The following is a 23889-nucleotide window of genomic DNA, read 5'->3' on the forward strand; positions in this document are numbered from 1 at the left end:
ACCGGCTTGGATAGCTCGCCGCCCACGACGTTCGTACTCAACGGCATTACCGCCGACGTGAGCAGCGAGACCTTGCGCGACAAGTCCAACAGGACGATCGCACTTCGCCAGCAGACCTTTGCGGTGCTTCGTCACCTTCTGGCGAACGCGGATCGCGTCGTCACCAAAGACGACCTGATGAGGGCGGTCTGGAACGGGATAGCCGTCACCGACGACAGCCTGGTGCAATGCATTCACGAGATCCGTGCGGCGCTCAACGACAGCCGGCAGACCGTCGTGCAGACAGTGCCGAGGCGCGGCTACAGGCTGGTCCTTCCCGCAAATGCCGGACCGAGGATGGCGACCATCCTGGCAGCCGAATTGGCCTCCGAGAGCCGGCCGACAGTCAAGCGGATTTCCGCCGCATCTCTCCGGGAGTACCGGCAGATCATCGATCGGCTGCTGGTCCAACATGCGGGTCGCGCGTTCTGGAACGGCGAAGGGAGCCTGGTCGCCGAGTTTGCCGGCCCTGTCGAAGCGATGCGGTGTGCGAGCGAGATCCAGCATGAGGTCGACAGGCGGGACTGCGAAGTTCCCGAGACAAAGCGCCTGCGCTTCCGCATCGGCGTCCACCTGGGTTATGTCGTCGCCGAGGGCGACCACCTCGCGGGCGAGGCCGTCGAGGTCGCCGCGCATCTGCAAATTCTGTCACGACCGGGTGGGATTTGCGTCACCGAAGCGGTCCACGCCCAGGCGCAAGACCGGCTCTCGCTGGAATTCGTCGATCTCGGCGAGCACAAGCTGAAGAGTGTCGCGCGCGCCTTGCGCATCTACCGCGTACCGCTTGCTTCGGAGGAACCGGTCAAGTCGCCATTTCGCGGCCTCGATGCCTTCGAATTCGAAGATGCCGACCTGTTCTTCGGCCGGGCGCGGGCGATTGCTGCCTGCACCGCAAGATTGGAGCAGCAGGCAGCCAGCGGCACGGCATTCCTGCTCATTTACGGGATGAGCGGTTGCGGCAAGTCTTCCCTGCTGCGCGCCGGCCTGATGCCGTCTTTGACGCGGCCTGGGGCCGTGGCGGGCATATCCCTGTGGCGCCGCTGCCTGATCCGCCTCTCAGAAGGGCCGGATGCGTTCGCTGTGCTGGCTGCGGCACTGCTTGGCGAAGCTGCTGTGCCGGAACTGTCCCGCGAAGTAACAGCCGCGGAGCTGGCGCTGCTCTGCAGGAACGCTCCGGATCGGGCGCTGGCGATGATCCGGCAGGCACTTGGCAGGGCCGCCGGATCGGCCCGCTCGCAGATCAGATTGCTGGTTGCCATCGATCAGCTCGAGGAGCTTTTCACCACGCAGAAGCAGCCGGCGACGCGCGAGGCCCTTGTGCGGCTCATGGCGGTGCTGGCCGCGAGCGGACTGGTCTGGGTGATCGCGGCGATCCGTTCGGACTTCTTTCACCGCTGCGGCGAGGTGCCGGGCTTCTCGGCGCTCAAGGACGGTCTCGCCAGCTACGAACTCCTGCCGCCGACCGGCCCGGAGATCGCGCAGATCATCCGCGAGCCCGCGGGCGTTGCCGGGCTCCGCTTCGAGCAGAATGCCGAGTTGGGGCGGCTCGATGATGTGCTGCAGGAGGCAGCTGCTGCCGATCCCGGATCATTGCCGCTTCTCGAGTTTGTGCTCGACGCGCTGTACGAGGCCGGTCGCGAGCGCCGGCTCCTCACCTTTTCGCATTATCGCGCGCTCGGCGGGCTCGAAGGCGCAATCGCGCGCCGCGCCGATGAAGTCGTAGATCTGCTGGCGCCCAAGATCCAGGAGGCCTTGCCCGCGGTGCTGGGCGCCCTCACCACGGCAAATCCGGGCGATGAAACGGTGACGGCGCGTCCTGCCCTGCTCACCGAAGTTGCAGGCACTCCCGCGCGATCGGCCCTCGTCAGGGCCCTGATCGACGCCCGGCTCCTCGTCAGCGATGAGGACGCCGCAGGCCATGTCGTCGTCCGCGTAGCACATGAAGCACTGCTGAGCCGTTGGCCGCGCGCCGGTGACATTGTGAACGCAAACCGGAACTTCCTCGAGACACGCGACCGCCTCAGGGCCGACGCTCACCGTTGGCACCTGGAGAACAGGAATAGAGAGCTTCTCCTTCCGTCCGGCAAACGCCTCGCCGAAGGCGAAGAGCTGATGCTGTCACGACGGGAGGAGGTCGACGATGCCGTCCTTGAGTACATCGAAGAGTCCTTGCGTGCCCATCGGCACAAGGAGGAGAAAGACCGGCACGCGGAGCTGGCGCTGATCGAGGCCGCCGAAGAGGCAAAACGCGAGCGCCTGGAGCGCGAGGCCGAGCGCCGGAGCCTCGCGGCTGTCGCAGCAAACCGGCTCGCCCGACGGACGCGCAATGCCGCGATCGTGGCGATCGCGCTCGCTCTCATGGCGGGCGCAGGCGCGCTGGTCGCCTTCAAAGCGCGGGAGGAGGCGAGGGGCCAACGCGATCAGGCGCTGCGCAATCAGTCTCTTTCGCTCTCGTTTCTTTCGGAGCAGTCCGCGTCGAGAGGCAACACCGAGGCTGCGATCCTGTTGGCGCTCGAAGCACTGTCCTCGAAAGACCAGCCCAAGCGGCCCTATCTCTTTGAGGCTGAGACAGCCCTCTACAAGGCTCTGCTGGCGCACCGACAGATCAAAATCTTCCGGCATGGGGCCGGCGTGACGGATGCGGCATTCAATCCGGCCGGCGATCGCATCGTCACCGCATCCCACGACAAGACTGCAGCCGTCTGGGACATCTCCAGCGGCGCCGAAACCGCAGTTCTAAAAGGACATGAAGAGGCCCTGGAGAGGGCTGAATTCAGCCCGGATGGGAGCCGTATCCTGACGGCCGCGAGGGATGGCACTGCACGCCTTTGGGAGGCCACATCGGGAGAACAGCTCTTCATCCTGCGGCCTGTAAGCAACTATCCGACGGCAATCTTCAGCCCGGATGGCACCCGGGTGCTGACGGCGGGGGAGAACAGCGATGCAACGCTCTGGGATGCTCGGACCGGAAAGAAAGTCCTAGGTGTAAGGAGCGACGCATATACGCGTGCTGCTTTCAGTTCAGACGGCCGCAGCTTCGCGACGGCAGGCAGGCATTTTGTTTCGATCTGGAATAGCGCAGACGGCGCGCTGACGCGGTCAATCCGAGTGACCTCCTGGCCCTACAGCCTGGCGTTCAGCCCGGACGGAAGCCGGATGCTGGCCGGCCCGTGGGGTTGGCATTCACACCGCGACACTTCCAGCCTTTTCGATGTGTCGAAAGGAACGGAGATCGCAAAGTTGGCCGGCAGCAAGAGCGACACGCAATTGAACGGCGTGATTTTCAGTCACGGGGGTCAGCGAATCGCCACTGTATCCCTCGATGGCACTGCCCGGATTTGGGATGGAGTGTTGGGAACGCTGGATGATGTGCTCGGCCAGGAGGTTTCGGGATTGAAGGCAGACATCGACACGGATGAACGTGATGTGGAGATGACCGGTGCTTTCACCCCGGACGACCGCTTCCTGGCGACCGCCTCGGTCAATGGGCCGATCCGCATCTGGGACGTTGAACGCGCCTCGTTGGTGACGACGATCGCCGGCCATGAATCTTTGGTCGAGCATCTGGAATTCAGCCCGGTTGACAGCAACATTCTTCTCACTGCTTCACACGATGGCACCGCTCGGCTGTGGGATGTCGACGGCGCCCTCACGACCGCGCTCTCGCATGAATACCGGCCGACTTTCGCGGTCTTCAGTCCCGACAATGTCCACCTGCTGACCGGCGGCGGCGACAGCGCGGCGCACCTGTGGGATGTCGTGAGCGGGCGCGAGACAATCCGGCTCGATACACATGAGATCGTTCAAAGCGCGACGTTCAGCCTAGATGGAAGGCGCGTCGCGACGGCATCGCTTGGGGGCCAGGTCCGAATTTGGGATGTGGCCACGGGACACGAGACCACCCAGTTCCGATCACATGGCGGCCTGATCCAGATCCAGTTTGGTCGCGATGGCAAATCGCTTCTCTGCGCATCGATGAACGGCACCGCGCAGTTGTGGGACGCGGCGAACGGCACCAAGCTGGCCGTGATCAATACAAGCAGCAATCTGCCGCAGGCCATTCTCAGCCCTGACGGAAATCTGATCCTCTCGGCCAGGGAAGACAATGCGGGCCACTTGCTGACGACGGGCGGAGCCGAGCTCAGGGTTCTTGTGGGGCATCAGGATCGCATCACGGCAGCGGCCTTCAGCCCGGACGGTCAACTCGTCGCCACGGGCTCACTCGACCACACGGCTCGCATTTGGTCGACCGCGGACGGAGCAAACGTCGGAACGCTAGTGGGACACACCGGCGCGCTAACGGTCCTCGCCTTCAGCCCCGACGGTCAGTCGCTGCTGACCGGCTCGCGCGATGGAACCGTCCGCATCTGGGGCGTCGCTGGCGGACTGGAAAGGGCCGTTCTAAGGGGCCACAGCGGCGCCGTCGACAGCGCCCAGTTCAGTCCCAACGGTTTGTATGTCGTGACCGCGTCCTCGAAAGATCGCACGGTGCGGCTATGGGCGACGCAATCGGGGCGCCAAATTGCCGTCCTTGGCAGCCACGACGAAGCAACCGTTCTACTGGGCTTTACACGCGCAGCTTTCAGTTCCGACGGCACCCGCGTCGCAATTGTTGCCGGCGAAAAAAGTGTCCCTATCGTTCGTGTCTTCCAGGCGCCCAAGGACCTCATCGACTTCGCCCGGCGCACCGTGCCTCGCGAGCTCACCGCTTGCGAGCGGCGAAGCTTCTTCCTGCCTGCGGACCCTGCAACCGGCACCTGTCCGGGCTGATGTCGGCAACGGGCCAGATGTTGCCGCTTGAGCCGTCCGAGTGGCTCACAGGTTGCCGATGCAGAGATATTTGATTTCCAGATAGTCGTCCGCGCCGTGGCGGGAGCCCTCGCGGCCGAGGCCGGACTGCTTGATGCCGCCGAACGGCGCCGCTTCGCTGGATATCAGGCCGGTGTTGATCCCGACCATGCCGTATTCCAGCGCCTCGGCCACCCGCCAGACCTTCTTCAGGTCGCCGGCGAAGAAATACGCCGCAAGTCCGAATTCGGTGTCGTTCGCCTGCGCGATCACGTCCTCGACGGTGTCGAAACGGAAGAGCGGCGCGACCGGGCCGAAAGTCTCCTCGCGCGCCACCTGCATGCCGCTTGTGACGCCCGTCAGCACTGTCGGCGAGAAGAACGTGCCGGCGCCTTTGATGCGCTTGCCGCCGGTCAGCACCTTGGCACCCTTCGATACCGCGTCCTCGACATGGCTCTCGACCTTCGCCAGGCCCTTGTCGTCGATCAGCGGGCCGACCATCACGCCTGCCTCGAAGCCGTCGCCGACCGGCATCGCCGCCACCTTTGCCGCGAGCCTGGCGGCGAAGGCGTCATAGACGCCGGACTGGACGTAGAGGCGGTTGGCGCAGACGCAGGTCTGGCCGGCATTGCGGTACTTGGAGGCGAGCGCGCCTTCGACCGCGGCGTCGAGATCGGCATCGTCGAAGACGATGAACGGCGCATTGCCGCCGAGCTCGAGGCTGACCTTCTTGATCTGGTCGGCGCACTGGCGCATCAGGATGCGGCCGACCTCGGTCGAGCCGGTGAAGCTGATCTTGCGCACCTTGTCGTTGCCGCACAATTCCTTGCCGATGGCCGGACCGTCTTCGCCGACGATGACGTTGAAGACGCCCGCCGGCACGCCGGCCTGCTCGGCAAGGACGGCCAGCGCCAGCGCCGAAAGCGGCGTCTGCTCGGCGGGCTTCGAGACGACCGTGCAGCCGACGGCGAGCGCCGGCGCGACCTTGCGGGCGATCATCGCGGCGGGAAAGTTCCACGGCGTGATCGTGCCGACGACGCCGACGGGCTGCTTGATGACCATCATGCGCTTGTCATTCGACGGCGCCGGGATCGTCTCGCCATAGATGCGCTTGGCTTCCTCGGCATACCACTCGACATAGGCGGCGGCGTAGAGGATCTCGCCGCGCGCCTCGGCGAAGGGCTTGCCCATTTCGGCGGTCAGGATGGCCGCTAGCTCATCGGCGTTGGCGACCATCAGCTCGTGCCATTTGCGCAGGATCGCGGCGCGCTCCTTGGCCGGGCGCGCCGCCCAGGCCGGCTGCGCGGCATGGGCGGCGGTGATCGCATCCCGCGTCTCGGCGGCACCCATGTCGGGCAGTGACGCCAGCACTTCGCCGGTTGCCGGGTTCAGCACGTCGAAGGTCCTGCTCGCGTCTCCCGCGGTCCAGACGCCGTCGATGTAGCCGGTGTCGCGCAGGAAGCGCGACGAGAAGGAAACATGCTTGGTCAACGCGGTCGTGAAGGCCATGTGATCTGCTCCGGAAAATGGACGGGGGCTCCGGCTAGTTGCCGGCGCTTGCTTCGAGGATCGCGCTCTCCAGAATGTCGAGCGCCTCGCCGAAGACGCTGTCCTGGATGGTGATCGGGGCGAGGAAGCGGATGACGTTGCCATGCACGCCGCAGGTCAGCAGGATCAGGCCCTTATCGAGCGCGATCAGCCGCACCTTGTTGGCGAACTCGGCGCTCGGCAGCTTCGTCGTCCTGTCGTTGAACTCGACCGCGTTCATGAAGCCCGGACCGCGGATATCGACGATCTGCGGCGCCTTCTCGCGCAGCGATTCCAGGCGCTGCTTGAGCCGGTTGCCGAGCTGGTTGGCGCGGCCGCAGAGATCCTCGTCCTCGATGACGTCGAGCACGGCATGGGCGGCCGCGACGCCGATCGGGCTGCCGCCATAGGTGCCGCCCAGCCCGCCCGGTCCCGGTGCGTCCATGATTTCCGCTCGGCCGGTGACGGCGGCGAGTGGGAAACCGCCGGCGAGGCTCTTGGCCATCGTCACCAGGTCGGGCGCCACGGCATGATGATCCATCGCAAACATCTTGCCGGTGCGGGCAAAGCCAGTCTGCACCTCATCGGCAATCAGCAGGATGCCGTGCTGGTCGCACAGTTCGCGCAGCGCTTTCATCAGCGACGCCGGCGCCGGATAGAAGCCACCCTCGCCCTGCACCGGCTCGATGATGATCGCGGCGACGCGCTGCGGATCGACATCGGCGGCAAACAGCTTCTTCAGCGCCGCCAGCGACTGTTCGGAGGTCACGCCATGGAGATCGATCGGAAACGGCACGTGGAAGACATCGCCCGGCATCGCGCCGAAGCCGACCTTGTAGGGCACGACCTTGCCGGTCAGCGCCATGCCCATGAAGGTGCGGCCATGGAAGCCGCCGCCGAAGGCGATGACAGCGGAGCGGCCGGTCGCGGCGCGGGCGATCTTGACGGCGTTCTCGACAGCTTCGGCGCCGGTCGTGACGAAGATCGTCTTCTTGGCGAAATCGCCCGGCGTCAGCGCGTTGAGCCGCTCGGCCAGGCGCACATAGCTCTCATAGGGAACGACCTGGTGGCAGGTGTGGGTGAAATGATCGAGCTGATCCTTCACCGCCGCGATCACGCGCGGATGGCGATGGCCGGTGTTGAGCACGGCGATGCCCGCGGCGAAATCGATGTAGCGGCGGCCCTCCTTGTCCCAGATTTCAGCGTTCTCGGCACGCTCGGCATAGATCTGCGTGGTCATGCCGACGCCGCGGGAAATCGCTGCATTCTTGCGGTCAGTGAGGGTGGTCGCGGCCATCATGCGCTCCTGCGCTCTGGGGTGGGATTTTGATATCTTGCATAATTTCTGCAAGGCATATACAAACTTCCTACATTTTTTCTGCAAGAATGCAAGCGGTGTTTTCGGCTTCAAACCGCCGCCGTTTTCGGCGATGGTCCTGAACAGGGCTGAGAGACAACCAACCGGGAATATTCGGCTCATGAGCAATGCCACGCCGGTACGCTACAAGGTGGCGGAGGCGGCGAAATCGGCCGGCGTCTCTGCCTCGACGCTGCGCCTCTGGGAAAGCCAGGGGCTCGTGGTGCCGGGACGGTCGGAGACCGGCCACCGGCAATACAGCGCCGAGGATGTGGCGCGGCTGCAGAAGATCGCCTGGTATCGGACCGAGCGCGGCCTCAACCCGGCGGCCATCCGCGAGGCGCTGGAAAGCGAGGCGCCGTCCGACAGTCCCGACGCCACGGATGCGTCCGACCTCGGCCGCAGGCTCCGCAGCCTTCGCCACGGCGCCGGCAAGACGCTGGACCAGATTGCCGCCGATATCGGCATTGCCGCCTCCACGCTCTCCACGCTGGAGCGGACATCCCAGGGCGTCAGCTTCAAGACCCTGCACGACCTGGCGCAGTATTACGGCACCACCGTTTCACGCCTTTCCGGCGAGGAGCGGGACGACGTGCCGGCGCTCGTGCGCGCCGGCGCCTGGCGCACATGGCCGGAAACCACGCCGGGCGTGACGGTGCAGCTTCTCGCCGAGGGCCGCACGATGATGGACTGCCACCGTTTCGTCCTGGCGCCGGGCGCCGCCAGCGAAGGCGCCTACCGCCACGAAGGCGAGGAATTCATGCACGTGCTGTCCGGACGCCTGGAACTGGTGCTCGATGCCGACCAGTTCTTCGATCTCGGCCCGGGCGATTCCTTGTATTTCGAGAGCCGCCGCTACCACTCCTGGCGCAATCGCCACGACGGCGAAACCGTCCTGCTCTGGATCAACACCCCGCCGACCTTCTGACCGTGACGGGTGGTCCCATCGGCCGCCCGGACTCCTGAAAAACGGCAGGACTTTGGGCACCGCCACCTCTTCCCGGAGATCGACTCGGCGGCGAGTTTCATACCACCTCGATACACGCCTTGGATGAAACAAAGAATCCGGTCGTTGCAGATAGTTTTAGTAAAAATTGACGAGTTAACTAACGATTAACGAATTGCTTAACTTTCTGCGGGTTTTACCTAGAATATTCGAAGGTGGAATACTTCTCGAATGCGCAGGGCAATGGAACAGTCACAGGGAGATTTTGAGGGGTCTGCGTCCGGTGCGGGTGGCGCGGCCGCCGCGCGGCGGGAAGCAGCATCCCTTCCGGAAGGCCTTTCGACCTTTCCGACCGTTTTGATCGGCGGGCTGCCGATCACTGTGATCGACAGGCAGGACGCGGCCCATCTGATGGTCGCGGCGGCGCGGGGACACCTTTCCGGCAGCCGCCCCTATTATTTCACCTCTGCCAATGGGGACGTCATCGCCCAGACGCGCGTCAATGCGGAAACCGCCGGACTCTTTCGCGAAGCCGACCAGATCTTCGCCGACGGTCAGCCGCTTGTTTTCGCCTCGCGCCTGTTGTGCAGGGTGCAATTGCCGGAACGCGTCGCCACGACCGACCTTTTTCACGATGTGGCCAGGCTCGCCGAGCGCGAGGGCACTACATTCTACCTGCTCGGCTCGACGGAGGCCGAGAACCGCAGCGCCGTCGCCGGAATGAGGGCCAGATATCCCGGCCTGCGCATCGTCGGCAATTGCCACGGCTACCTCGCCGGCGAAGCGCTTGAGAAGAAGCTCGACGAGATCAACGCGCTCGCGCCCGACATATTGTGGCTCGGCCTCGGCGTTCCGCGCGAGCAGATCTTCGTGCGCGACTTTGCCTCGCGGCTTTCGAATGTCGGCGTCATCAAGACGTCGGGCGGGCTTTTCGACCATCTTGCCGGCAAAGTGCGGCGGGCGCCGCACTGGGTGCAGAAGGCCGGCTTCGAATGGCTGTGGCGCGTACTGATGGAGCCGCGCCGGCTTTTCTGGCGCTATTTCACAACCAGCCCCCAGGCCATCTACGCCATCTTGAGGTATTCCAAATGACCGCCGATCAGTCCCGCCCTCCGCTGCCGGCGGGCATCGATACGGAGATCGTCATCGTCGGCGGCGGGCTGTCCGGCACGCTTGCGGCCAACGTGCTCGGCCGCGCCGGCTATCAGGTCACGCTGATCGATCGCTATGCCGTCTTTCCCCGGGAATTCCGCGTCGAGAAGATCGCCGGCGACCAGATCGAAAAGTTGCGCCGGATCGGCTTGCTCGACAGGCTCGCCGGCGCTGCCGTCGCATTCGATGAGATCGTCAACATCCGCAAGGGGCGCCTTCTCGACCGCACGCACGCGCGCCACTACGGCATCTTCTACGACGATCTTGTCAACGCCATGCGGGCGGCATTGCCCGAAAACGTCCGCTTCATCGCCGGCCGGGTCAACGCTCTGGAGGCAGGCGCCGAGCGCCAGCGCGTGTCGATCCTGGGCCAGGGCGACGTCACCGCCAGGCTGCTCGTGCTGGCCACCGGTATGGGCGACATCCTGAAGCGCGACCTCGGCATCGAACGCAGGTTCGTCCACCAGCGGCAGTCGCTGACCTTCGGCTTCAACCTTCGCCCGGCGGGAGCGGGCGCCTTCCGGCATTCCGCGCTCACCTACTATGGCGAGCGGACCTCGGACGGCATCGACTATCTCAACCTGTTCCCGGCCGCCGACGTCACGCGCGCCAATCTGTTTGTCTTCAGGGATCATCGCGACCCCTGGGTGAAGGCGCTGCGCGAACAGCCGAAGGAAACGCTGATCGACACGCTGCCGGGGCTGGTCAAGGCATTCGGCGATTTCGAGGTGATGGATAAGGTCGAGAGTTGGCTGACCGACATCACCGTCGCCGAGAATTGCGTGAAGGACGGCGTCGTCCTGATCGGCGATGCCTATCAGACATCCTGTCCGGCCGCGGGAACGGGCGTCAGCCGTCTGCTCACCGACGTCGAGCGCCTGTGCAAGGCGCATGTGCCGCAATGGCTGGCCTCCCCCGGCATGGCGGCCGCGAAAATCGCGGCTTTCTACGGCGATCCCGCCAAGCTGGCGATGGATGCGCACGGATTGCAGCTGGCGGATTTCCGCCGCCGCCTGACCATCGAGAACGATCTGCGCTGGCGCGCGCGCCGGCATCTCCACTTCAGCCGCCGCCGCATCATGCATGGGATCAACAGGCTGAGCCCCGGTTTCGCCGCAAGGCTGCGCGGCCTCAAGAGGCCGAGGCTCGAAGCGGCGACCTAGAGCGGCTGATCTCCACAGCGGAAGCCGCTCCAACATCCATCTCGTTTGTACCGCTGGTCGACCAGGCGCGACGCGCTTCAGGTTTTTCGAACCTCAGGGCTGAACTCCTCGTCCACGGGAACCGGCGCCGCGATCGCGCGATCGGGCGCGGCCTTCTTGCCGTGCAGCACGCGCCGCGCCAGCGCCTTCGCCGCCGGCAGTTTCTCCACCGTCAAATGCGCCGCGTAGCCGAGCGGGCTTCCCGCCCGGAAGATCTGCCACATCGGCGACGGGCGGCCGCCGAAGATGCGCTTGTAGGGCTCGTCGCCGATGGTGAAGTCGAGGGAGTGGTCGCCGCGCTCGATGCAATCGCGCGCGATCTGTTCGAACAGCAGGCTGCCGATCGACTGCTTCCTGTAGCTGGCTTCGTCGAAGCCGCCGAGGATGACGAGAAGCGAGCCATTATGCGCAAGCCCAAGCGCGCCGGCGATCGCCCTGTCGTTCATCCAGAACGTGTAGGTGCGCGCGAAACCGCCACATCCTTCCGCCGCGACGGCAAGATAGAAGTCGAAATAGGACGGCTGCTGCAGCAGGTCGGCGGGGCCGTTGCTGCCGTCGAAGCGCTTGCCGCGATAGACCTTGAGCGCGTCGAATGTGGTACGGATGGCGTCGATGCTCTCGGCGCACTTGAAGCGCGCCTCCCCCAACCGGCCGAGCTGCCGGGATTTCTTGTCGAGTTCCTTGCGGTAGGACTGGTCGAGCTGATGCTCGCGCCAGGCGGAAAATGTCGGCTCCAGCTTGCTGGAATAGGCGCTCATGCCCATGCTTTCGCGCTTCTCAATGCCGAACAGGCGCTCGATGGCGAGCGAGCGATCCGCCAGCTTGCCGATGCGCAGCAGATCATAGGGCCGCAGGAGCCTGCGGATCGAGGCGACGACGCGGCTGTCCGCCAGGATGCGCGACAAGGTCTCCTCGTCGGTGACCGGGGACACATAGTCGGAAACGCGCATGTCGGCGAATTCCACGACTTTGAGCAGCGTGTACCGGCGCCTGACCAGCGGCAGGACCATGGCGAGCTTGCCGCCCTGCCGGCTGCGCACGACGATGATCAGCGGTGTGGCGGAGCTTTGCCGGACGATCCGCTCATAGAGCTGCGCCAGCCATATCGGGTGCTGAAAGGCCGTCGCCGCCGAGCTGGCGAACAGCTCGGCATATTCCGTCGAGCGGAAGTCGAAGGAATCCTCGGCAGTGACTTCAAACATATGTATCCGAACCGGCAGACTGCGGCCCGATCTATCGACGACGTCTTGCGTTCCGCGTCAAGGCAAATCGCAGGAAAGTTAGAAACTTGGTATATGCAAGAGTTGGGACGCCGGTTGCAAATCTGTCATGCATTCGGCGCTCGGCAGGATCGGGCCGAGGCAGTCGAGATTTATTTTTCCGCAAATCACGCATTCGGATTTCAAGTGTAACCGCAAGGTAAGCTTTTTCGGCCAAGTGATTTCTTTTCGAGTGTCTGCGGCCCGAGCACCAATACAACCGCGAACGGGAATGACATGGTCTCGATCGACGTGATTGTTCCGCAAATTGCCCCTCGCCGATGGCAAGAGCTCGTCATCGAGCGGCTTCGGGCCGACTGTCATGACGTGGCCGTGCTGCATCAGGCCGAAGCGGCCGCCTGGCCGGCTGCGGCAAAGCTCGCCTTTGCCTTCGAGCAGCGCCTGTTTCGACGGAAAGGGCCCGGCCTCGGCGCTCCGCTGGACAGGATCGAGGCACGATCCGGCGGCCGGCCCGCAGCGTTGAGACTGGACCTCGCCGGCAACGCGGCGCCGTCGGATGTCCCGACAATTGGCCTGCTGTTTGACGGGTCTGCCTCCGACCTCTCGGCGGCGACGGCGGTCGCGGCCGGCAGGCTGCCGGTCATCGAGGCCGTCCTCGACGGAAAGATGGTGGTGGGCCGGGCTCGGCCGATGGTGGACAAACGGGAATCGGCGGCGCTCGGCACCGAGGATGTGCTGGCCCGCGCCGTCACGCTGGTCGTCTCGATCACCCGTGCCTTCGCTGAAAGCGGATCACTCCGGGATGAAGGAACGCCTGACGCCCGGGGCCGAAAGGGCGCGACGGCGTTTGGCTTCGCATCCGCCTATCTGGGCTCAGCGCTGCCGCGGCTCGGCAGGGAGGCCATCCGGCGCGTCGGTTATCGCCATGCGCATTGGCGCGTCGGCTACCGCTTCGCCGATGCGCCCGGCGTGGCGGACACAGGCCGGCTCGGAACCGGCTGGTCGGTCCTGCCGGATCCGGGCGACCATTTCTACGCCGACCCATTTCCGTTCGAGTGGCAAGGGCAGTCATTCCTGTTCGTCGAGGATTACCCTCATGCGACCGGCAAGGCGGTCATCTCCGTCGTGCCGTTCGATGCGAGCGGCACACCCGAAACGCCGAGGGTCGTGCTGGAGGAGCCGCACCACCTCTCCTACCCGCAGGTGTTCGAGCGTGACGGCGCGGTCTGGATGCTTCCGGAGGCCAGCGCCAGCGGCAGGCTCACCCTCTATCGCGCCAAGGGCTTCCCGGACCGCTGGACCGCCGAGACGGTGCTGGTCGAAGGCGAGATCTCCGACGCGACGCTGCTCGAGCATGGCGGGCAACTTTGGCTGTTCGCGACCGATCGCGACGGTTACGGCAGCACGTCCGACACGCTGGTGGTTTTCAGCGCTCCGGCGCTCTCCGGCCCGTGGACCCCGCATCCCATGAACCCTGTCCTGATCGACCTTCGTATGGCACGCCCAGGCGGAGCTTTCGTTCGCAACCGGGAGGGCCGTATCCTGCTTCCGGTTCAGGACGGAACGCTCGGCTACGGCGGCGGGCTTGGCCTGTCGGAATTGCTGGACCTCGACCAGCAGACGGTTCGGCTTTCGCAGCCTCGGCCGGTAGACCCGGAAGGCGACTGGCCATACCCGAAGATCCACACCCTCAACCGCGCGGGCCGGCTGGAAGTGATCGACGGGATCGCGGCGGTGCGAAAGCGTTCAGGGAAGCAGTAGCGCCTCGTAGCCCGCGCACATCGTCGCCGGCGAGTACTTGTCCCTCAGCCGCCGTCCCGCCGCGGAGAGCCTGGCCATCAGTTCCGGCCTGGCGAGCATCTCCGCAAGGCCCCCGGCCATGCCGTCGGCATCGGCCTTGACGAAGATCGCCGCCGCTTCGCCGTCCTCGGCCGTCAGCACCTCGCGCATCACTTCAAGGTCGTTCGATACCACCGGCAGACCGGAAATCGCCGCTTCGACGCAGGCAAGGCCAAAGGTCTCGGTCGTCGATGGAAACGCATAGGCATCGCCCGCAGCGAGGAATTCGAAAATGCGCGCCGTGGGAACCTCGCCGACCAGATGCAGCCGGTCCGCCAGGCCCCTGCTTCCGGCAAAGTCGACGATCGCGTCCCGCTCTGGTCCGACGCCGGCAAGCGCCACATGGACATGGGGAAGCTGCTCGAGCGCCCCGACCAGCGCGATCTGGTTCTTCATCTGCGTCAGGCGCCCGGACGAGACGGCGAGCCAGGCATCGCGGGGCAAGCCGAAGGCGGCGCGTGCCGACGCCTTGTCGAAATCATCAGCTGGTGCGGGAACGCCGTGATCTATGCGCCGGATCCGCCGCCGGTAGGCTTGGGGATAGCGATCGAACTGCGCTTGCGTCCAGGCCGAGTTGACGACATTCGCCTGGTAGAGGCCGAGCACCCCCATCAGTCTGTCGATCCGCGAGAGCAGGCCCATCACCCCTTTGGTCTGCGGCGCACCGCTCTGGTTGGCGACGATGTGCCGGACACCGGCCAGCCGGGCGCCGATCGTGCCGAAGATGTTGCCGTAGTGCTGGTAGGAGATGACCGCATCCGGCCGCGCCGCGCGCAGATAGGCAGCAAGGCCGATGGCCGCGCGGACCTGTCCCGGCAATCCTTTCGGGGGTTCGGCAAGGACGAAATCCGCGTGCGGATCGCCATCGAAGGCGTCCGTCTTCCTGTACATGAAAACGGTGCGCACATCGTGCCCGCGAGCCCGCAAGCCTTCACCCACCATGTCGGAAATGCGTTGCGCGCCGGCCGCTTCGGCCTGGGTCTGGACCTGGATGATCCTCACATACGCCCCTTCAGCGCCACGCGGGCAGCGAGCGCCGGCCTTCCCATAGTGAAGCCGAAGACCGATGGATCGATGCCTATTCTACGCTTGGCGATCGACACGGCAATGGCGGTCCAGGCGATGACCGTGCCGGCGATGCTGACAGCCGCGCCGATGGGGCCGAAGAAATAGGTCGTCACGGCGGTGGCGCCGAGGCCGAGCGCGTTGACGACGACCAGTACCTTGAACAGCGCATGCTGCAGGCCGGTCAGTTGCAGCAGCACCTCGATCGGGCCGCAAGCGGTGCCGAACGTCGCGCCGATACCGAAGATGACGAGCGTCGCCCGCATGGTTGGCGTGGCGTAGGCCGGATTGAACATCGACAGGATGAAGCCGCCCAGGATCCAGAATGCCGCGAGCACGCACAGCGCGATCGCGAAGCTGCCTAGCGCGGCGAGGCTGGTGATGCGCTGAACATGCGCCCTGTCGCCGCTGTAGAAGGCGCTCGAAATCTGCGGCGCAAGCGCCTGGTTGATGCCGTTGAGCGCAAGCGCCACGAAACGCGTCGTTCGGTCGGCGACGAAGATCGCGCCGGCGGCCTCGGGTCCGAGGATCATGGCCACAAGCAGGGTGCTCACCTGCCCGAGCGCCGGCGGCAGCGAGGTGACGCCCCACAGGCCAAGGGTCACCGTCTTGAATTCCTGCTTCTGCCCTTCGCTCAGGGGGCCGCGTTCGGCGCGCGCCGTGTCGCGCACCAGTCGCACTGTCTGCGGAACGACCGAAAGGATGAGCAGCAGCGCGGTCAGCCAGGTCGCCTCGACCGCGCTCATCTCCACGCGCATGAAATGGCAGACGAAAAGGATGCCGATCGTCGCCGCGCGCCAGATGATATCGCGCGGCAAAAGGCCGGATATCAGCGCGTTCTTGGCCCGGAAGGCGCCGGACGTGAACTCCGACCAGCCGAGCGAGAAGGACAGCACTGCGGCCGCCAGGCACAGCGAGAACCATTCCGGTGTGCCCTTGCCGATGAACGGCAGGAATCCGACCAGCATGATCAGCAGGCTGGAGCCTATGAGCCCCGCCAGCGCCACCAGAATGGCGCGCGCCATCATGCCATGGGCGGAGTTGAGATCGCCAAGCCCGGCATATTGCGGCCAGAACCTGAGCACGGTGCTCTGCTGGCCGACCGAGGCAAAGAAGGACACCAGGCTGGCGCCGGCATAGGTCGCGCTGTAGAGGCCGAACTGCCGTCCGTCCATCACCATCGCCACGGCGACGAACATCAGGAAGGACAGGCCGGCGCTGGCAAGCTTGATGACGCCGGCGACCGCGCCGCTCTTGGCGAGCGCCACGATGGGCATGCGCATGCCGGCCGCGGGGCTGGCGCTCCCGGCCACAGCGTCGCGATCGGCTTGATTCTCACTCAACGTCGGCCCCTGCAGCAATCAACTTGCCTAACCCCCGCGGCAGGCGAGCCGACGCTGAAACCTGCCCCCTGAATAAAGCAAAAGCCCGCAATCGCGCCAGCGCGAACGCTGCTCATGGTTACCGTTAGCGCGAAATGAATCGCGTAAGCACCTCGGTAACCTTAACGAAAGGCTAACGTTAATCCTGAATACTGGACCGTGTAGAGTGGTGTCGGGACGCCGCGCCTCTGCAGGGGAAAGGTAATGAAGCCAGCCAGGATCGACGATCGCGCTCTTCCGCCATTGTTCGATATCGGACCGTTGTGGGCCATCCTTTGGGGGCGCCGCCTGCTGGTCTTTGCCATCACCGGCGCGGCGCTGCTTTTGGCGCTGCTCTACCTTGCCGTGACGAGCCCCAGCTACACCGCGACCGCCTCGATCCTGATCGATCCGCGCGACGCGCGCGCGACCAATTTCAACAACGTCCTACCGGGCATCGGGGCCGACAGCGCCGCCATCGCGAGCCAGGTCTTCGTCATCGAATCGCAGGACCTGCTGGGCACCGTCTTCGACAGCCAGAAGCTCCAGAACGATCCCGAATTTTCGTCACGCGGGCCGATATCGCGCCTCATGTCCCTGTTCGGAGGGACCTCCTCTCAGGACGCGGCATTCAAGCGTTTCCAGAAGGCGGTATCGGTCGAGCGCGAGGGGCTGACCTATGTCATCAATGTCTCCTTCACCTCGCCGTCGCCGGAGAAGGCGGCCCGCCTCGCCAACGCCATCGTCGACCGCTACAAGGCGAGCCTCGCCGGCGAGCGCGAAACCGCCAATGACGATGTGAACTCCCTTCTCAACGACAGGATCAAGGGCCTGCAGAAGGACGTCAGCGACGCCGAGCGCGCCGTCGAGGATTTCAAATCGCAGCACAGGATCGTTGATCCGACCGACGGCGGCACGCTGCAATCGCAGCTCGACCAGCTGACGACGCAGTTGATCGCCGCGCAGGGTGACGCCGACAAGGCAAAGGACAGATACAATCAGGCGCTGGCGGCGGGCACCTCCGCGGCAGGCCTCGCCAAGCTGTCGGAGATACTCTCCTCGAACGCGGCCGCCAATCTGCGCGACGATTACAATCAGCGCGCCACCGAGCTCGCCAACCTCGAAACCATGTACGGGCCACGCCATCCGGCGATCGGGCGCCTGAGGTCCGAACTCGATCGCATCAACCGGCTCATGGCCGGAGAGGCGATGCGCATCAGGCAGCAGCTGAAGGCCAACTACGATCTCGCCGTCCAGAATGCCGCAAAGCTGCAGGACAAGCTCGAAGCCCTGCGCCAGCAGTCGCAGGACTCCAGCCTGGCGCAGGTGCAGTTGCGGCAACTGGACTCCAGGGCCCAGGCCGCCCGCACCGTGCTCGACGACTTCCTCAAGCGCGCGCAGGAAACATCGCAGCTGCAGGGTGTCCAGACATCCGAGGCGCGCACCATAAGCGCCGCCGCGCCGCCGCTGCAGCCGACCTGGCCAAAGCCGGCCCTGCTGCTGCCGGTGAGCGTCCTTCTCGGCCTCATGGCCGGATGCGGCCTCGCGCTGACGCTGGGCCCGGTCGGCCGGCCGCAGGATGATCCGTCGATCCAACGGCGGGACGCTCCGCAGGCGGTCGATCCAGCCAAGGATGGCCCGCAGGCCAAGCCCCGATCGCTGCCCGTGCCGGCCGATTTCGGGGAATACCGCTTGCCCGGGGTCGCCGGGGGCGCGGCGCTTGCAAACATCAAGGCGATGAGGAAGTCGCTGTTCGAGACCGGCAACGAAACGCTGTCGCTGGCCGTGCTGAGGCTGATGCGGCAGATCCTCGGGCGCCTGAGCGACCACCCCAAACCCTTTGTGTTGCTGGTGTCCTCGATGCAAAGCAGCGCCGAGGCACGGCTCGCTGGCGCGATGGTCGGGATCGGCCTGCAGCGAGCCGAACAGAATGTGCTCGTGGTTGAAGTCGGAGACCTGCCGCATCGCGCGGGATACGGCTCCGGCCTGTTCATCGACGGCGCCAGCGGCCTCCGCACGGTTGCAGCCGGTGGGGCGGCCGGGCAGGGTCAGCAATCGCGCGATCGCAACAGCTTGCCCAGCATTCTTGCCGAAGCCGGCAATGCTTTCGATTTCGTGCTCGTGGTCGCCCCATCGCTTGGCGAAGAAGGTTGGGACTCGGAGCTTTTTGCCAAGGCCGATCTCACGCTGTTCGCGTTGAACCGGTCCGAAAGGGCATCCGACGCCGCCGGCCTGATCGAGCGGCATCTCGGTGCTGGCCAGGTCGAACGGAGCGCCACGCTGCTGATCGCGCAGGACAGCGCCCAGCCCGGCGAGACCCGGCAGGATGTCCCGTCGAAGGCCGGCGACTGGCGCCGCGGCGCCATCGCGAGGACCTGATCCATGCGGGCGCTGGGGCAGGCATTGCCGGCGCTGTCGCGGCGGCGAGCGCTTGCCCTGACCGGCGGCGCACTGCTTGCAGCCTTGCCTTTTTCCGTCTCCGCCACGCTGCCGGCGAACAAGCGCGCCGTTCCCTCGCATGGCTTCAACCTCCCCGGATGGTTCGAACGAGAAGGCGGGACCGCCCCTGCACCGGCCGTGCTAGAGAAGCTTCGTCAAACGGGGTTCGAAACGATCCGGTTGCCGGTGAATGGCGATCTCGTCGCGGATGGCAACAGGGCGGCATTGCGCGCCATTCAGCGTGGCGTGGCCGAGCTTGTCGGGCTGGGCTTCGCGGTGCTGGTGGACATGCATCCTTCGGGTGATCTACGCGCCGCGTTCGAGCGCGATCCGACAGCCGCCGCCAGGCAGGTGGTTCAAGCCTGGACGGCGCTGCGCGTCGTCATTGCCGACCTGCCGGAGGATTCGGTCTATCCGGAACTGTTGAACGAACCGCCGATGGAGCGGAGCGACTGGCTCGCGCTGCGCGATGAGCTTGCCGGGACCGTGCGCGCCAAATGTCCGCTGCACACGTTGGTCTGGGGGCCGGCGCGCTTCCAGGGTATCTGGGAGATCGGCGACACCCCGCCGCTCGCCGATGACAGGCAGATCGCCGCCATCCACTACTACGCGCCCATGGCCTTCACGCATCAATGCGAGACCTGGGATCGATCGCCGCTCGCCCGTCTCGCCAACCTGCCCTTTCCTGCGACGAAGGACTCGCCGCCGGTCCGCGCGCTTGTCTCCAAACTCCAGGCGGCGGGCGACGAAGAAGCTGCTTCCCTTCTGGAGCAGGAACTGTCGAGCCCCTGGACAGAGGCGCGGATCGCCTCGGATTTCGCCGGGCTCGGGCGCTGGTCGGCGGCCCAGCACTGCCCCGTCATGCTGAACGAGTTCGGCGTGCTCAATTTCTGCGTCGATGCCGACAGCCGCGCACGCTGGGTTCGCGCCGTGCGCAGGGTCGCCGAGGCCAACCAGATCGGCTGGGCCCATTGGGAGCTCGACCAGGGGTTCGGTTTCATCGCCAGCAGGCAGAGCGCGGAAGGATTCGACCGCTCGATGATCGCCGCCCTCCTCGGCGGCGACGGCGAGGACTGACATGGACAAGGCTCAGCACATCCGGGCGCCGATGCCTGCGACGGTCAGGGCTGACCGGCAATGAGCGTCACCGGGACATATCCACCGGTCGGCCTGGACGCGTCGAGGCTGGAGGCGTCGCGCGATGACGCGCTGCTGCATGTCATCGTGTCGCTCTCCGTCGTTGCCTTGACGGTCTCGGCCTTCGCCGTCTGGACACCGTTCGGCATCGCGGCGACATTCCTGCTGACGCTGATCGTGGCCAACGCCATCCCAGCGGGCGTCCCGGTCCTGATCATCTGCGCCTTCCTCTACCAGAACCTCATAGTGACCTGGTACACCCCTTACATCCCCGACAACGAAACGTTCGACGCGCTACGCGGCACCAACTTCGTCATCCTGATGACCGCCTTCTGCATCTTCCTTGCCGCGTCGTTCCAGCAGCGCGTGCGCGCCCTGACCGAATTGCGCTTCTGGCTGCTGCTGAGCATCGTTCTGTGCGGGACGATCTGTTTCTATCTTGCCCTGGGGATCGTGCACGGCCAGCCCAAGGATGCGGTCGTCTATTTCCGCAACACGATCACGCCGCTCGCCTGCTTCCACATCGCGGTGCTTGCCGCCAGCCTCTATCCGGTCGACCTGCGCAAGAGCATGTTCTGGCTCGGTGCCGGTGCCATCATCTACGGCTACGTGGAGCTGACCTTCACGATGGATTTCCTCAGCCTGTTCCACGGCGACCTTTACATCCAGCGCAACATCGCGCGGCAGATCGAGACCGGCGTCTGGGAGAAGTCGCTCAAGGAAACGGGCTTCGTTTTCCGCGGCCTGCAGGACGTGATGACGACGACCTTCTTCAACACGCCGTTCTTCAACGACATCCTGCCAAGCGTCTTCCGCATCGGCGGCCCGAATTTCCATTCGATCAGCTACGCCTACGCGCTCAGCACCATCTCGGCCTGGCTCCTGTTCAGGGGCCGCTGGCTGCTGCCCATCGCCGCCCTGCCGCTGCTTCTGGTCATCGGCTCCAAGGGCGCGACGTTCCTTTTGCTCATCGCGCTTGCCATGCGCATCATCTACCGCCCTTCCCGCGCCCGCCTGACGCTCGCCGCCGTCCTGGCCCTGGCAGCGATCTGGACGACCGCCGCCATCGCCTATGGCGCCACGCATGGCGACTATCACGTGCTTGGCCTGATGGCCGGCCTGCGCGATTTCATGGCCAACCCGCTTGGGCAAGGATTGGGATTCGGCGGCAATCTGTCGAGCACCAGCCTCAATCTCAGCTGGGCGACCGCCCAGGCCGAGGGCGTCGCGTCCGTCCCCGTCGAAAGCGCGGTCGGCGTCATGCTCTACCAGATGGGGGTTGGCAGCTTCGTCTTCTTCGGCTTCCTCGCGGCGCTCGCCGTGGCGGCACGGCGGCGGCTGATCGACACCGGCGACCCGGATTTCCTGTTTGCCTTTGTCGGCATCGTCACCATCTCGGCCAATGCCGTGCTGCAGGAAGAGGCGTTCTACTCGCCGCTCGCGCTCAGCTTCTGCCTGCTGCTCGTCGGTGTCTCGCTCGGAACGCACTGGCGCGAGGTGGCGACGGCGAGGACCAGTCAGCAAACCTGATCTTAGGGGCCGAAGATCACCAGTTCGGTGAATGTCAGATCCCCGGGCGAAGGCGGTTTCGGCCCTTTGAAATATTTCAGCCCCTTGTTCGCGAAGTAGCGGCCGAACAGGCCTGCGATCGGCCCATTCGCATCGACGAGGCATAGCAGGTTTCCGCGCCGCAGGAGAATGCGTCCCACGGCGCCGGCGCAGCGGCCCAAATCCGCAAGCGAACGGCAATAGACGATTTGGGCGCACGGGATCAGGCCGTGCAGGATGCGGCGCGGCATCAGCACCAGCGGATACGCCGCCCCGTCGCGAACACAGATGAAGGAGAGGCAGCCCAGCGCGGCATGGTCCTCGAGAATGGATCTCTCGCTGTCCGACAGCATCGCCATCTCGGCGAGATCGGAGCGGACCTCGAGCACCCGGCATGACGGCTGCGCCGAACTCAAGGCGGGCAGAAACGCGAACTGGCCGCTGGCGAAGAGGCGAAAGCCGAGCGCCTTGTTGGCGTTCAATGTCGAGGGTGCCGGCGAAATGTTGGTGTAGGTCACATCCCTTCGCCTGAGCACCGGCCAGATCAATTTCATGGCGTAGGGACGGAATGCCTTGTCCACGGACCAACTTGAGATATTGCAGCGGATTTCGTCGCCCTCTCGCCCCGGGTAACGGGCATAGAGGGTCAGCACGACCCCGACGATCCGGCCGGAACTTTCCAGCGCAAAGCCATATCGCGGACAACCCGCGATCGCGGGCCGCTCCGCCAGGCGGGTCAGCGCATGCATCCAGTATTTGCGGCGACGCATTGGAAAGCCTCTGCGCAGGCAATCGAGCACGCCTTCCCAATCATCTTCGCGAATTGGTCGACAGTTGAGATCGGAGGGAGGAGCGCCAGGATCGGCCATCGTCGACTCGGGAATACTACCAAACCAACTGGATAGCTTCACGTTCGTACTTATGCTACTTCGTAAAAATTAACAAACTTTGCGCCGCGGAAGGCGTTTCTGTAGTCATTCCTGAAATACAACCTTGTACAACCATCGCCACTTGGCCGCGGTGCGTTCGCCGGAGAAGTCACCGCTCGCCAGCCTGAAGTGCAGTCAGGCCAATCGCGGCGCAGGCGCCTTATTGCGCGGCGCTTTGCTTCGGGTATTCGAGCTGCATGGCGACAAAATCGGTCGTGTCCGTGCCGTAGCGGTCGGCGATGTTTCGAAGCGCCTGGTCCAGCGCCACGGCCGGCGGCTGATCATCGAAGCCGGCGATCCGCGCTTCCGAAGGCCAGTTGGCGATGACCTGGTCGGGCAGGATGCGCATGCCGTTGCGGCTCGTGACGGCTTCAGTCGTCGCGGAAATCGTCACGGCGCGCGAGCGGTAGGTGCGCGACCATGCATCGGCGACAAGGGCGAGCGACACCTCGTCCATGCCCGGCGTCAGTTCCAGCCCTAGCTGTTCGCGATCCCAGAATGCGAGCGTGTTGCTGATCGCCGTCAGCGCGAAGGGACGCGTGAACTTGAAGGCGCCGCTGGCATGGCGCGCATCCCAGCCGGTGAGCCCAAGCTCGTGCGCGACGGCTGCGGCCTTCTGCCTGCCGGCTATCGCCTCGATCAGGCTCAGCATCATCGGCATCGACGCCGTGATGCCCGTCGTTGTCGCCACACCCTGGTCAACCACGAAGCGCCGGTCGGCGACATAGCGGATCGAGGGATGCCGGTCGCGAAGCTCGCCCACCGAATACCAGTGCGTGGTCGCCTGCTTGCCGTCGAGCAACCCGCTGGCGCCGACCACCTTGGCGCCGGCGCAGATGCCAATGACGATGGCGCCCTTGGCCGACTGGCGCCTTATCCATTCAAGCACCGCAGGATCGTCGTCGCGGCTCATCGCCGGAACGATGACGTAGTCGGCGCCTTGCGGATGCCGCGCATCGAACTCCGCCACTGTCGCATCCGGTTCCACCTTGAGCACCGGGAACAGCGTCACCGGCCCCGGCTCTGTCGCCAGCATCATCACATCGGCGACATCGGTGCGCCTCAGGATGCCGTAGGGCATCAGATAGTCGGTGGTTTCGGTGGCGTCGTTGATGCCGATGATGGCGACCAGCGGCCGCTGCTGCTTTCGCGGCCGCAGCGCCGCTACCGTGGCGTCCGCCTCCTGCCTGTCGATCGCCGGCGCGATGAAGGCCTCGGATGCCGGCGGCAGCGACAGCACCCATCCCGCCCCAGCCACAAGGACAAGCAGGACGGCGGCGACTCCGCTCCACAAAATGGTCCGCAAGCGCATAGTTCACTCCCATCAGGTCGAAGGATTG

Annotated in this window: 15 protein-coding genes; 8 read left to right on the forward strand and 7 right to left on the reverse strand. The window is 65.2% G+C overall.

The genetic code is table 11. The features are described from left to right. The first annotated feature begins 6 nt into the window (after positions 1 to 6). Positions 7 to 4809 carry an nSTAND1 domain-containing NTPase gene (locus tag PU724_RS02180; RefSeq protein ID WP_354419422.1) on the forward strand — a complete coding sequence of 1601 codons (4803 nt, stop codon included), beginning with the start codon at positions 7 to 9 and terminating at the stop codon, positions 4807 to 4809. A 45-nt stretch (positions 4810 to 4854) separates the two neighbouring features. Here PU724_RS02180 and PU724_RS02185 read toward each other — a convergent pair whose 3' ends face one another. Further along, entirely contained in the window at positions 4855 to 6336 is a 1482-nt protein-coding gene (locus PU724_RS02185) for an NAD-dependent succinate-semialdehyde dehydrogenase (RefSeq protein ID WP_135858249.1), read from the reverse strand. A 34-nt stretch (positions 6337 to 6370) separates the two neighbouring features. After that, positions 6371 to 7651 carry a 4-aminobutyrate--2-oxoglutarate transaminase gene (locus tag PU724_RS02190; protein WP_127308877.1) on the reverse strand — a complete coding sequence of 427 codons (1281 nt, stop codon included), beginning with the start codon at positions 7649 to 7651 and terminating at the stop codon, positions 6371 to 6373. Between the two features lie 181 nt (positions 7652 to 7832). On the opposite strand from PU724_RS02190, the gene PU724_RS02195 reads away from it, so the two are divergent. From PU724_RS02195 to PU724_RS02205, 3 genes are all read left to right on the forward strand, one after another. Further along, positions 7833 to 8639, forward strand: coding sequence for a MerR family transcriptional regulator (locus tag PU724_RS02195; RefSeq protein ID WP_127308869.1), 807 nt, complete (start codon positions 7833 to 7835; stop codon positions 8637 to 8639). 261 nt (positions 8640 to 8900) lie between these two features. Then, positions 8901 to 9749 carry a WecB/TagA/CpsF family glycosyltransferase gene (locus PU724_RS02200; protein WP_128345994.1) on the forward strand — a complete coding sequence of 283 codons (849 nt, stop codon included), beginning with the start codon at positions 8901 to 8903 and terminating at the stop codon, positions 9747 to 9749. Then, on the forward strand, positions 9746 to 10972 hold the full coding sequence (locus PU724_RS02205; RefSeq protein ID WP_127393560.1) for an FAD-dependent oxidoreductase: 1227 nt from the start codon (positions 9746 to 9748) through the stop codon (positions 10970 to 10972). Before PU724_RS02200 ends, PU724_RS02205 begins: the two co-directional genes overlap by 4 nt. Before the next feature lie 77 nt (positions 10973 to 11049). On the opposite strand, the gene PU724_RS02210 is transcribed toward PU724_RS02205, so the two are convergent. After that, positions 11050 to 12213 (reverse strand): GNAT family N-acetyltransferase, encoded by a 1164-nt coding sequence (locus tag PU724_RS02210; RefSeq protein ID WP_245493240.1) that lies wholly within the window; start codon positions 12211 to 12213, stop codon positions 11050 to 11052. Between the two features lie 294 nt (positions 12214 to 12507). Here PU724_RS02210 and PU724_RS02215 point away from each other — a divergent pair, with 294 nt between their 5' ends. Beyond that, on the forward strand, positions 12508 to 13992 hold the full coding sequence (locus tag PU724_RS02215; protein WP_354419425.1) for a glucosamine inositolphosphorylceramide transferase family protein: 1485 nt from the start codon (positions 12508 to 12510) through the stop codon (positions 13990 to 13992). Here PU724_RS02215 and PU724_RS02220 read toward each other — a convergent pair. Together PU724_RS02220 and PU724_RS02225 are read right to left on the reverse strand one after the other, a co-directional pair. Next, on the reverse strand, positions 13978 to 15072 hold the full coding sequence (locus tag PU724_RS02220) for a glycosyltransferase family 4 protein (RefSeq protein ID WP_354419426.1): 1095 nt from the start codon (positions 15070 to 15072) through the stop codon (positions 13978 to 13980). The genes PU724_RS02215 and PU724_RS02220 overlap by 15 nt on opposite strands. Then, positions 15069 to 16478 carry a lipopolysaccharide biosynthesis protein gene (locus PU724_RS02225; protein ID WP_320319501.1) on the reverse strand — a complete coding sequence of 470 codons (1410 nt, stop codon included), beginning with the start codon at positions 16476 to 16478 and terminating at the stop codon, positions 15069 to 15071. The genes PU724_RS02220 and PU724_RS02225 overlap by 4 nt, the downstream gene beginning before the upstream one ends. A 243-nt stretch (positions 16479 to 16721) precedes the next feature. On the opposite strand from PU724_RS02225, the gene PU724_RS02230 reads away from it, so the two are divergent. The 3 genes from PU724_RS02230 to PU724_RS02240 are packed head-to-tail and all read left to right on the forward strand — an operon-like array spanning position 16722 to position 21602. Continuing rightward, entirely contained in the window at positions 16722 to 18875 is a 2154-nt protein-coding gene (locus tag PU724_RS02230; RefSeq protein WP_354419428.1) for a GumC family protein, read from the forward strand. A 3-nt stretch (positions 18876 to 18878) separates the two neighbouring features. After that, positions 18879 to 20012, forward strand: a complete 1134-nt coding sequence (locus tag PU724_RS02235; protein WP_320319503.1) for a glycoside hydrolase family 5 protein — start codon at positions 18879 to 18881, stop codon at positions 20010 to 20012. A gap of 60 nt (positions 20013 to 20072) precedes the next feature. After that, a complete protein-coding gene (locus tag PU724_RS02240) occupies positions 20073 to 21602 on the forward strand; it encodes a hypothetical protein (protein WP_354419430.1) in 1530 nt (509 codons plus the stop codon). Between the two features lie 2 nt (positions 21603 to 21604). On the opposite strand, the gene PU724_RS02245 is transcribed toward PU724_RS02240, so the two are convergent. Both PU724_RS02245 and PU724_RS02250 read right to left on the reverse strand, forming a co-directional pair. Then, entirely contained in the window at positions 21605 to 22489 is an 885-nt protein-coding gene (locus PU724_RS02245; protein WP_354419432.1) for a GNAT family N-acetyltransferase, read from the reverse strand. A gap of 220 nt (positions 22490 to 22709) precedes the next feature. Continuing rightward, positions 22710 to 23861 (reverse strand): DJ-1/PfpI family protein, encoded by a 1152-nt coding sequence (locus tag PU724_RS02250; RefSeq protein WP_292168472.1) that lies wholly within the window; start codon positions 23859 to 23861, stop codon positions 22710 to 22712. Between the last annotated feature and the right edge of the window lie 28 nt (positions 23862 to 23889).

Source organism: Mesorhizobium abyssinicae (genome assembly GCF_049887195.1).
Classification (GTDB): domain Bacteria; phylum Pseudomonadota; class Alphaproteobacteria; order Rhizobiales; family Rhizobiaceae; genus Mesorhizobium; species Mesorhizobium abyssinicae.

Coding starts and splice junctions, on each gene's coding strand:
- PU724_RS02185 (WP_135858249.1), bottom strand. CDS start 6,336: ATGGCCTTCACGACCGCGTTGACCAAGCATGTTTCCTTCTCGTCGCGC.
- PU724_RS02190 (WP_127308877.1), bottom strand. CDS start 7,651: ATGGCCGCGACCACCCTCACTGACCGCAAGAATGCAGCGATTTCCCGC.
- PU724_RS02195 (WP_127308869.1), top strand. CDS start 7,833: ATGAGCAATGCCACGCCGGTACGCTACAAGGTGGCGGAGGCGGCGAAA.
- PU724_RS02200 (WP_128345994.1), top strand. CDS start 8,901: ATGGAACAGTCACAGGGAGATTTTGAGGGGTCTGCGTCCGGTGCGGGT.
- PU724_RS02205 (WP_127393560.1), top strand. CDS start 9,746: ATGACCGCCGATCAGTCCCGCCCTCCGCTGCCGGCGGGCATCGATACG.
- PU724_RS02210 (WP_245493240.1), bottom strand. CDS start 12,213: ATGTTTGAAGTCACTGCCGAGGATTCCTTCGACTTCCGCTCGACGGAA.
- PU724_RS02215 (WP_354419425.1), top strand. CDS start 12,508: ATGGTCTCGATCGACGTGATTGTTCCGCAAATTGCCCCTCGCCGATGG.
- PU724_RS02230 (WP_354419428.1), top strand. CDS start 16,722: ATGAAGCCAGCCAGGATCGACGATCGCGCTCTTCCGCCATTGTTCGAT.
- PU724_RS02235 (WP_320319503.1), top strand. CDS start 18,879: ATGCGGGCGCTGGGGCAGGCATTGCCGGCGCTGTCGCGGCGGCGAGCG.
- PU724_RS02240 (WP_354419430.1), top strand. CDS start 20,073: ATGAGCGTCACCGGGACATATCCACCGGTCGGCCTGGACGCGTCGAGG.
- PU724_RS02245 (WP_354419432.1), bottom strand. CDS start 22,489: ATGGCCGATCCTGGCGCTCCTCCCTCCGATCTCAACTGTCGACCAATT.
- PU724_RS02250 (WP_292168472.1), bottom strand. CDS start 23,861: ATGCGCTTGCGGACCATTTTGTGGAGCGGAGTCGCCGCCGTCCTGCTT.